Annotated in this window: 9 protein-coding genes and 1 pseudogene; 2 read left to right on the top strand and 8 right to left on the bottom strand. The window is 72.5% G+C overall.

Features of this window, described 5'->3' with window-relative positions:
* The 8 genes from IEX22_RS02925 to pdhA form a co-directional block, all read right to left on the bottom strand.
* On the bottom strand, window positions 1–1305 hold a 1305-nt coding region (locus tag IEX22_RS02925; RefSeq protein ID WP_188665991.1), incomplete at its 3' end, for an FAD-dependent oxidoreductase.
* A gap of 158 nt (window positions 1306–1463) precedes the next feature.
* Entirely contained in the window at window positions 1464–2117 is a 654-nt protein-coding gene (locus IEX22_RS02920) for a DUF3618 domain-containing protein (protein ID WP_188665989.1), read from the bottom strand.
* Window positions 2114–2542, bottom strand: coding sequence for a phage holin family protein (locus tag IEX22_RS02915; RefSeq protein ID WP_438816580.1), 429 nt, complete (start codon window positions 2540–2542; stop codon window positions 2114–2116). Before IEX22_RS02915 ends, IEX22_RS02920 begins: the two co-directional genes overlap by 4 nt.
* A gap of 53 nt (window positions 2543–2595) precedes the next feature.
* Window positions 2596–3294 carry a hypothetical protein gene (locus tag IEX22_RS02910; protein ID WP_188665985.1) on the bottom strand — a complete coding sequence of 233 codons (699 nt, stop codon included), beginning with the start codon at window positions 3292–3294 and terminating at the stop codon, window positions 2596–2598.
* Between the two features lie 248 nt (window positions 3295–3542).
* Window positions 3543–4379 (bottom strand): alpha/beta fold hydrolase, encoded by an 837-nt coding sequence (locus IEX22_RS02905; RefSeq protein ID WP_188665983.1) that lies wholly within the window; start codon window positions 4377–4379, stop codon window positions 3543–3545.
* A 55-nt stretch (window positions 4380–4434) separates the two neighbouring features.
* The gene (locus IEX22_RS02900) at window positions 4435–5982 is read right to left on the bottom strand and encodes a dihydrolipoamide acetyltransferase family protein (protein ID WP_188665982.1); all 1548 of its coding nucleotides are present in this window, start codon (window positions 5980–5982) and stop codon (window positions 4435–4437) included.
* Window positions 5979–7091, bottom strand: a complete 1113-nt coding sequence (locus IEX22_RS02895; protein WP_188665980.1) for an alpha-ketoacid dehydrogenase subunit beta — start codon at window positions 7089–7091, stop codon at window positions 5979–5981. Before IEX22_RS02895 ends, IEX22_RS02900 begins: the two co-directional genes overlap by 4 nt.
* On the bottom strand, window positions 7088–8329 hold the full coding sequence (gene pdhA, locus IEX22_RS02890) for a pyruvate dehydrogenase (acetyl-transferring) E1 component subunit alpha (protein ID WP_188665977.1): 1242 nt from the start codon (window positions 8327–8329) through the stop codon (window positions 7088–7090). The genes IEX22_RS02895 and pdhA overlap by 4 nt, the downstream gene beginning before the upstream one ends.
* Window positions 8330–8595: 266 nt before the next feature.
* Here pdhA and IEX22_RS02885 point away from each other — a divergent pair.
* A pseudogene (locus IEX22_RS02885) lies at window positions 8596–8988 on the top strand (Lrp/AsnC family transcriptional regulator); the annotation flags it as partial.
* A 218-nt stretch (window positions 8989–9206) separates the two neighbouring features.
* Window positions 9207–9500: a hypothetical protein gene (locus IEX22_RS02880; protein ID WP_188665975.1), complete on the top strand. Its 294-nt coding sequence runs from the start codon at window positions 9207–9209 to the stop codon at window positions 9498–9500.
* Window positions 9501–9510: the final 10 nt, after the last annotated feature.

Here is a 9510-nt window from a genome sequence, read left to right as displayed (position 1 = left end):
GTCGGCCCGGCCGGCCGCCGGAGCCGGACGCCCCGGTCGGCGCGCGAACGCCGGCGCGTGCTCGGGCCGCGGGCCGAGGGCGATCAGCCGGGCGGGCAGCGCGGAGAACCCCGGCACGTGGCGGGCGAGTCCGAGCAGCACCGCCGGCGGTGCCGTCCGCCGCCCCTGCACCGCGGGCCCGAAGATCGCCGCCTGCAGCACCCGCTGCATGGCCTGGACGAGCACCGTCGGCGGGTACCGACGCCGCTGCACCGCGGCCAGGTCCCGCGTCGTCACCGTGCCCGCGCGGAGCGGTCCGGCCAGGCGGGCGGCCGCGGCGACGGCGTCCTGAACGGCGAGGTTGATCCCGACGCCGCCGGCCGGGGACATCGCGTGCGCCGCGTCCCCGATCAGGAGCAGGCCGGGCCGGTACCAGCGACGGAGCCGGTTGAGTTTGACGTCGAGCAGGTGGACGTCGTCCATCGACGCGATCGCCGACACCCGGTCCGCCAGGTCGGGCCGCATCCTGGCGACCCGGTCGCGGAACCGCTCGACGCCCTCGTCCCGCAGCTTCGCGTCAGCGCCCTTCTCCCGGAAGTAGGCGATCTGGAAGAACGTGTCCCGCACGAGCGAGAGCATGATCTCCCCGCGCCCGAACACTGGCATCAGCGAGGAGTGCTGCCGCTCCCCCTCGTGCCGCGGCAGCCGGAACCACCAGGTGTCGAAGGGGACGGGGAACTCGCGCGGCGCCAGGCCGGCCTGCTCGCGGATCCGGGAGCTGCGCCCGTCGCACGCCACCGTGAGGGGGGCGGTCAGCCGGTGCGTGGCGCCGGTGCCGCGATCGACGTACTCGACGCCGGTGATGGTGCCGGCCTCGGTGAGCAGGCGGGTCGCCTCGGCCTGCATCCGGATCTCGAAGCCGGGCTCCGGGCGGGCCTGGTCCACGAGGAAGTCGAGCAGGTCCCACTGCGGGATCATCGCGATGTAGTTGTACGGCGGCGTCAGCCGGCCGAAGTCGGCCAGCGTCACGGTCGTGCCGCGCCCGTTCGGCAGCTCGAAGTTGCCCAGCCGGTCCTGCGGAAGCGCCGCGAAGGCGGCGCCGAACCCGAGTTCGTCCATCACCCGGATGGTCGAGGCGTGAACGGTGTCGCCGCGGAAGTCGCGGAGGAAGTCGCGGTGCTTCTCCAGGACCGTGACGCGCAGGCCCGCCCGCGCCAGGATCAGGGCGAGCATGACGCCGGCGGGTCCGCCGCCGACGACGATGCAGTCACGCTGTTCGGTCGTGCTCGTCGACGTCGTGGTCGTCGACCTGGTGTCGGTGGACATGGCGGCCTCCTGGGATACCCAATTCAACACCTGTTGAATTAACGCTACGCCCCGGGAACCGCGAGGGGAAGAGGCACGTCCCGCACACGCCGATCGCCCGGGGAGCGACTGCTCCCCGGGCGATCGGTGCTCCCTCGTCCGGCCGGACGAGAGAGGCGTCAGTTGGACTGCGCGGTGTCCTTGACGTGCTGAGCCGCCTCCGTGGACTGCCCCTTCAGGTCCTCCGCGTGGCCCTGACCCTCGTCCTTCACGTTCTGGACGCCCTCGGTGGCCGTGTCCTTGACGGACTGCGCCGCCTCCTGGACCTGGGGCTTGAGGTTCTCGCCCATCTCCTGGGCGACCGACTTGGCCTGGTCCAACACGGGGCCGGCCTGCTCCTTGACGGACGCCGCCGCGTCCTGTTCGGCACGGCTCGCGGGGATCAGGGATCCGACCAGCCAGCCGGCGCCGAGGGCGATCAGTCCGGCGGCGAGCGGGTTGCCCCGCGTGCCGCGACGCACCTGCGCCGGGGTGGACCGCACCGCGTCGGCGGCACCGTTCGCCAGCTCGGACGCCCGGTCACCCGCCTCGTGGGCGAGATCCCCGGCCCTGTCCTTCACGTCCTGCACGCCGCCACCGGAGTGGCCCGTGCCGTGGTCAGGCGAACCCATGATGGACTCCCGCACGTCCGTCAGGCGGTCGCGGACCTTGTCGGTCTGCCGGCTGACGGCCTTGGTGGGGCTGACCTTCTCGGCCAGGGCGTCCACGTCCTGGCCGAGCTCGGCCCGGGTGCGCTCGATGTCCGCGCGGATCTCATCGGGATTGCTGCTCATGGCGTCTCCTTGCTGGGGTTCAGCGTCGGGGGGATCTCCTGGACGGTCTCCTGCGTCTGCGGCAGACCCTTGACCTTCTCGAGGTTCTTCTTGCCCATCTGGGCGAGCACGGCGGCGATGATGCCCCAGATGACGGCGACGATCAGGGCGGCCCACCCGACGGGCATCAGGCTGCCCAGCGCCCACATCAGGGCCATGGACAGGAACATCAGCACGAAGAACCCGCCGATGGCCGCGCCGACGAACATGCCGATGCCGGTGCCGGCCTGCTTCGCGGAGGCGGTCGCCTCGGCCTTGGCCAGCTGGATCTCCTGCCGGAAGAGCGTCGACAGGTTCTCGGCGAAGCTCGAGAACATCTGTCCGATCGACTCGGTGCGCGCGCGGTGCTCGGCCTCCGGCTCGGCTGCGGCCGACGCGCCGCCCATCGACGTGGACGGGTCGATCACCCGCGCGTGGGTCCGGTCCTCGGGAACGGAACTCATGCACGGCCTCCCGGCTCGGTCAGCGAGGTGTCACCCGCGGGATAGATGGTGCCCGGGACCCGGTCGACCGGCGTCGTCACGACGGGCGCCGACGTGGGCGGGGCGGGGGGCACGGGGGGAGCCGGAGGACGCGGGGCGGTCGGCGCGGACCGGCGCAGGTCGGCACCGTTCGTTCCGGCGCCGTCGTCCGCGGCGTCCTTGAGCCCGCGGGTCAGGCGCCCGGCGAGCAGGCCGACGCCGGCCGCAATGGCCAGGAACGTGCCGGGACGGCGCGCGGCGAAGCGACGGACGTCCTGCAGCAGGTCCGCCGGCTCCTTGTTCTCCAGCTGGGTCGTGAACCGCTCGGCGCGGTCGGCCACGGTGGAGACCACGCGGTTCACCAGGTCGGACTCGGGCTTCTCGCCCTGCGCCACCCGCCGGAGGTCGTCGGAGATGTTCCGCGACTGCTCCGCGAGCCGCTGCTGCTGGGTGGAGGCCTGCGAGCTCGCCTCGTCCTTGAGCGAGGAGACCATGCTCTTCGCCTGCCCGACGGCCTCGTCCTTGACGTTGGCCGCTTCCCGGCGTGCCGTGCCGGCGACGTCCTTGGCCGCGTGAGCCGCAGTGTCCTTCAACTGCTGCGCCTCCTGCTGCGCGGCATCCTTGGCGCCGGCGGCTCCGCCGCCACCAGGGTGAGTGCTTTCCGGGTTCTGAGTCATCAGGATCCTTCCGGTTCCAGCTGTGCCGACACGTTGCCGGCATGGCGTGTCCCCTGATCGTAAGGGTACTTTTCATCCTGGGCCAGTAGGCAGGCCGGGATTCTCGGCCGGAATCCCGCCGGAAGCGGTCAGGATGTGACCGCGTGCGCCTGTCTCTGCGGGTCTCCCCCGCACCGACGCTGGCGGCGTCATCGTGGCCACGTCGGCGTCGACGTCGACGGTGGCGCGCCACCGTCGAGCACGGACCGTCACCGGGTCAGTCGGGCGACGGCCGTCGTGAGCTCCGCCATCGCCCGCGGCCCGCCGTGTCGTTCGTCCAGGACGATGAGCTCGCTTCCGGGCCACGCCCGGTGCAGGTCCCACGCGACGACGAGTGGTCCCGAGATGTCCCGCCGACCGTGGATCAGGACTCCGGGGATGCCGGCCAGACGGTCCATCCGGCTCAGCAGGCCGTCGCCCCCGAAGCCCGCGTGGGACCAGTAGTGGGTGATCAGCATGGCCAGCACGTCGCGGACGGCCGGGTCCTGCCACCGGGGGTCCGGCCGCCACCCGGGTTCGAGGCTGACATGCACGTCCTCCCACCGGCCCCACGCCGCCGCCGCACCGGCGCGTACCCGGGGGTCGGGATCGCGCAGCGCTCGCGCGTAGGCGTCGACGACCCGCTCGCCGCGTCGGCGCGGGACGGCCTCGGCGTAGCGCTGCCACTCCTCGGGGAAGATCCGGCCCATGGCTTCGGTGATCCAGGCGACCTTCGCGGTCGACGTCGTCGTCACCGCGACGAGCGCGACGCCGGTGACCCGCTCGGGATGTGCCTGCGCGTAGCTGAGCGCGAGGGTGGAGCCCCACGAGCCGCCGGTGACGAGCCACCGCTCGATCCCGAGACGATGCCGTATCGCTTCGATGTCCCCGAGCTGCGCCGCCGTCGTGTTCGTGTCCAGGATGTCGGGCGCCTCGGTGACGAGCGGGCGGCTGCGGCCGCACCCTCGCTGGTCGAAGGTCACGGCGAGCTGGGTGGAGGGATCGATGCGGGCACGGTGGGCCGCCGAACCGCCCGAGCCCGGACCACCGTGCGACCACCGGCACACGGCGCGAGCACCACCGCGCCACCACCGGCTGCGGCGCTGACCGCCGAGCGCCGACCTACAGCTCGGCGAGCACCGACGTGGGGTCCTCGATGGCCCGAGCGATGAACATGAGGAAGGCCGAGGCGGTCCCGCCGTCGCACACCCGGTGGTCGAAGGCCAGCGTCAGTTGGGTCACCCGGCGCACCCGCAGCCGCCCCTTGACCACCCAGGGCTTCTCGATGATCCGCCCGACACCGAGGATGCCGACCTCCGGGTGGTTGATGATCGCGGCCGAGCCGTCCACCCCGAACACGCCGTAGTTGTTCAGCGTGAACGTGCCACGGCGCAGCTCCTCCGGCGTGCACTTGCCGTCCCGTGCCCGCGCAGTCAGCGCCTTCAGCTCGGCGTCCAGCTCGCGGGCGTTGAGCCGGTGGGCGTTCGGCACGGACGGCACGACGAGGCCGCGGTCGGTCTGGGCGGCGAAGCCGAGGTTGACGCCGTCGACCGTGACGATGTGCTCGCCGTCGATCCGGGCGTTCAGCTCCGGGTAGCGCATCAGCGCGGCGGCGGTGAACCGGCCGATCAGGGCCAGCAGACCGGGCGCACCGGCCGGGTCGGCCGCCTTGAGCCGCTCGCGCAGCTTGAGCAGGCGGGTCGCGTCGACGTCGACCCATACCGTGGCCTCAGGAATCTCCCGGCGGCTGCGGCTCATCGCCTCGGCGGTCACCTTCCGCACCCCACGCATCTCCGTGCGGGCGGTGATCGGCAGGCCGCTGCGGCGGTCGAGCTCGCCGGCGGTGGCGCCCGCCTCGGCGGATCCCGGCGACGACGGGGCCGGAGACTCCCCCAGGCTGGCCCCGGCCTCCGCCGTCGTCGTCGCGGTGCCCGTGCCGACGCCGACCGCGGCCTCCACGTCGCGTCGCAGGATGAGCCCGTCCTTGCCGGTGCCGTTGACCGTGTCGAGGGTGACGCCGAGGTCACGAGCCAACCGGCGCACGATCGGGGAGATCACCGCCGGCGCGCGCCGCACGTCGGATCCGACGGGAGGCGTCTGCGCCGGGGCCGCGCCGGACACCGGCGTGGGGGCGGCGGACGACACGGCGGAACCGGACCCCCGCGGTCGCCGGGTTCGACCGCGGGCCGTGGTGCCGCTGGTGCCGTAGCCGATCAGCACGTTCCCGGAGCCGCTCTGCGCCTGGTCGGCGGCGTCACCGCCGGCGGTGTCCGGGGTGACCTCCGCGGGAGGCGTCGCGCCCGCACGCTCCTCCTCGCGGTAGCTCAGGGCCCGTTCGGCGCCGACCGTGGCGGTGCCCGGGACAGCGGTGGTGGACGCGGCGGACGCGGCGTCGGCGCCCTCATCGACACTGATGAGCGGCGACCCGACGTCGATCACGGCGCCGGCGTCGCCGTGCAGGGTCGCGACGACCCCGCCGAACGGGGAGGGCACCTCGACGACGGACTTGGCGGTCTCCACCTCGGCCACCGGCTGGTCGACGACGATCTGATCGCCGACCGCGACGAGCCAGCGCACCAGCTCGCCCTCGGTCAGGCCCTCGCCGAGGTCCGGCAGGAGAAACGTACGCACGGTGCTCGACGTGACGGATGCGGTCGTGGCGGTGGTCATCGGTCCTCCCACTGCAGGTCGTCCAGCGCGTCCAGGATCCGGTCGACGCTGGGCAGGTGATGGTGCTCGAGCTTGGGCGCCGGGTAGGGGATGTCGAAACCGGTCACGCGGCGCACGGGCGCGGCCAGCTGGTGGAAGCAGCGTTCCTGGATGCGGGCGACGAGTTCGGAAGCGACGGAGACGAAGCCCTGTGATTCGGCGACGACGACGGCGCGACCGGTGGCGCGGACCGCGGCGGTGATCGCCTCGTCGTCCAGCGGCACCAGGGTGCGCAGGTCGAGGACGGCGACCGAGCGCCCCTCGGCCTCCGCGGCGGCCGCCGCCGCGAGCGCCGTCGGCACCGACGGCCCGTAGGTCACGATCGTCGCGTCGGTGCCGGACCGGGCGAGCACGGCGTGTCCCTCCGCCCGTTCCCGACCGGAGCCGACCGACTCCTGCAGGGCCGCCAGGTCGAGCGTCTCCTTCGACCAGTACAGCTTCTTCGGCTCGAAGAACACGACCGGGTCGTCGGACGCGATCGCCTCGCGGAGCATCCGGTAGGCGTCCGCGACGGTGGCCGGCGTGAAGATCTTCAGGCCCGGCGTGTGCGCGTAGTACGCCTCGGACGAGTCGCAGTGGTGCTCGACGCCGCCGATGCCGCCGCCGTAGGGGATGCGGATGACCATCGGCAGGCTCACGGCGCCCCGGGTGCGGTTGTGCATCTTGGCGACGTGACTGAAGATCTGCTCGAGCGCGGGATAGGCGAAGGCGTCGAACTGCATCTCGACGACGGGCCGCAACCCGTTCATCGCCATGCCGACGGCCATGCCGATGATGCCGGACTCGGCCAGCGGCGTGTCGAAGCAGCGGTCCTGCCCGAACCGGGCGGTGAGCCCGTCGGTGATCCGGAAGACGCCGCCCAGGGTGCCGACGTCCTCGCCGAACACGACGACGGACGGGTCGGTCTCCATCGCGTCGGCGAGCGCGGTGTTCAGCGCCTTCGCGAACGTCACCGGGGCGGGGGCCGCCGCGGCACGGGCCTGCCCGGCCGCCTCGGCCGAACTGGCCGTGGCCGCACTGATGTTGCCGTTGGCGTCCGACGACGTCGGGATCGTCAGGGTGTCGCTCATGATGCGCTCTCCTCGTGCGCCGGCGCCTGCTCGCGGGACAGTTCGTCCGCCAGCATCGCGGCCTGCTCCCGCAGTTGGGGGGTCGGCTCGGTGTAGACGTGGGCGAACAGGTCCTGCGGGTCCAGGTCGCTGTCCGCGTTCAGGGCCGCACGCAGGGCGGTGGCGACCGCCTCCGCCTCCGCCGCGATGTCCGCCTCGGCGGCGGCGTCGAGCACGCCCGCCCCGGTCAGGTAGGTCCGCAGCCGGGTGACGGGGTCCTTGGCCGCCCAGTCGGCCACCTCCTCGTCCTGCCGGTACCGGGTGGCGTCGTCGGCGTTGGTGTGCGCCTGCATCCGGTAGGTGTGCGCCTCGACCAGCACCGGCCCGCTGCCGTCCCGGACGATCTGCACGCCGCGGCCGAGCACGGCCAGCAGCGCGGCCAGGTCGTTGCCGTCGACCCGCTCGCCCGGCAGCCCGTAGCCGACGGCCTTGTGCGCCAGTGAGGGGGCCGCGCTCTGGTGGGCCAGCGGCACCGAGATGGCGTACTGGTTGTTCTGGATGAAGAAGATCACCGGCAGGTGGAAGACCGCCGCGAAGTTCAGGGCCTCGTGGAAGTCACCCTCGCTGGTGGCGCCGTCGCCGCACATCGCCAGCACGACGGTGTCCTCGCCGCGCAGCTTGGCGGCGTGGGCGACGCCGACGGCGTGAAGGAGCTGGGTGGTCAGCGGCGTGGACTGCGTGGCCACGTGCTCGACCATCGGGTCGTAGCCGGCGTGCCAGTCGCCGCGGAAGGAGACCATGACCTTCGCCGGGTCCACGCCGCGGCTCATCACGGCGACGCTGTCCCGGTAGGTCGGCATCAGCCAGTCCTGCGCGGCCAGGCAGAAGGCGGCCGCCACCTGGCAGGCCTCCTGCCCGTGGCTCGACGGGTACACCGCCATCCGGCCCTGCCGCACGAGGGCGGAGTTCTGGTCGTTGACGCGGCGCCCGACGACGAGCTTGCGGTACGCGGCCAGCAACGTCTCGTCGTCCGGGAACGCGTACTCGTGCCCCGGCTGCACCCGGCCCTCACCGGGGGCCTGCCGCTCGCCGTGCTCGTCCACCATCTGGATCGGTGCCGCGGCGGGCAGCATGTAGTCCTCGAGGCTGATGCCGAACGGGGTGGTTCCCGGCCGCGGCCAACGTCCACCGCTCTGCGGTGTCCCGTCCTCGGCCGTGCCCAACCCGCCGACGACGTCGGCAGCCGTGGTCTCGCTCATCGTGTTCCTTCCCGGACCGCGCGGGCGCGCTGACGCCGATCTGTGACTCAGGGCACAGGGCGGTCCTGTCGCACCAGTATGCTCCGAGCAGTCAATCCGTACCGCCGATGCGGATGAAGTGAAGACAATCCGTCACACAGCGCCGTCAGCGTAGACGATATGCTCAAGGCGTCGGTGCAGGACGCCGAGCGACTGGACGAAACGACCAACGCCTCGACGGCGATCGGCAGGGAGGTCATCGGCATGGTGCTGGACGAGGTGGACCGGACGCCCGGCTGCCCGTCGCCACCCTGGCCGCCCGCGTCCACGTCTCCCGCGCGAACTGCTACACCCGGCTGAACCGGCTGACCGCGGACGGCGTGATCAGCGGCTTCACGGCCGTCGTCGACCCGATCAAGGTGGGCCTGAGCGCGTCCGCGTACGTGACCCTGCGGTTGCGGCAGCACTCGTGGCGCGAACTGCGGGCACGCCTGGAGGCCGTCGAGGAGATCGCGCACATCGCCCTGGTCGGCGGCAGCTTCGACGTCATCCTGCTCGTGCGGGCCCGGGACAACGCGGACCTGCGCCGCGTGGTGTTCGACCAGCTGCAGACCATGCCGGGCGTGCTGGACACCCAGACCTTCCTCATCTTCGAGGACACGGACACCCGCGCCGGCTGACCCGGCCGGACACGCCGCGCGTGCACTTCTTTTGTCCAAGTGAGCGCCGCTTCGTATGCTGATGATCGGTCAAGCAGCGGCCGTTCATTCAGTGTGCCGTCCTGAGAACAGGAGTTCGCCGCCGTGACCGCTTCCCGCTTCTGCGCCGTGCCGCGCTCGCTCGCGCGTGGCCGCGTCGGCGAGACGGCACCGCCGGTGTTCCCTCGGCCGGAGGGCGGATGACCGACGACGTCATCGGCGAGACGCCCGCCGTCCCCGACCTGCCCGCCGTTCGTGACATCCTCTCGGCACCGAGCCGCCGTCCGCCCGGCATCCACAGCACCTATCTGAGCCCGACCGACCCGTTCCCGGATCTGGCCGTCCTCAGCCTGCATGACCTCCAGGTCCTGCACAGTCGGGTGGCACGGCAGCAGGAGCTGGAGTACCTGCAGCTCGAAGGCCCCCATCCCGTCACCCTTGACCGGCTCGACGAACTGACGCGCGCACTCGACTCGCAGGACCACCAGCCCTGAGTGCCTCACC

The sequence above is a fragment of the Tersicoccus solisilvae genome (assembly GCF_014643255.1).
GTDB lineage: Bacteria > Actinomycetota > Actinomycetes > Actinomycetales > Micrococcaceae > Tersicoccus > Tersicoccus solisilvae.
The sequence above is the reverse complement of the archived record's forward strand: the minus strand, read 5'-3'. Positions and strand labels throughout refer to the sequence as shown.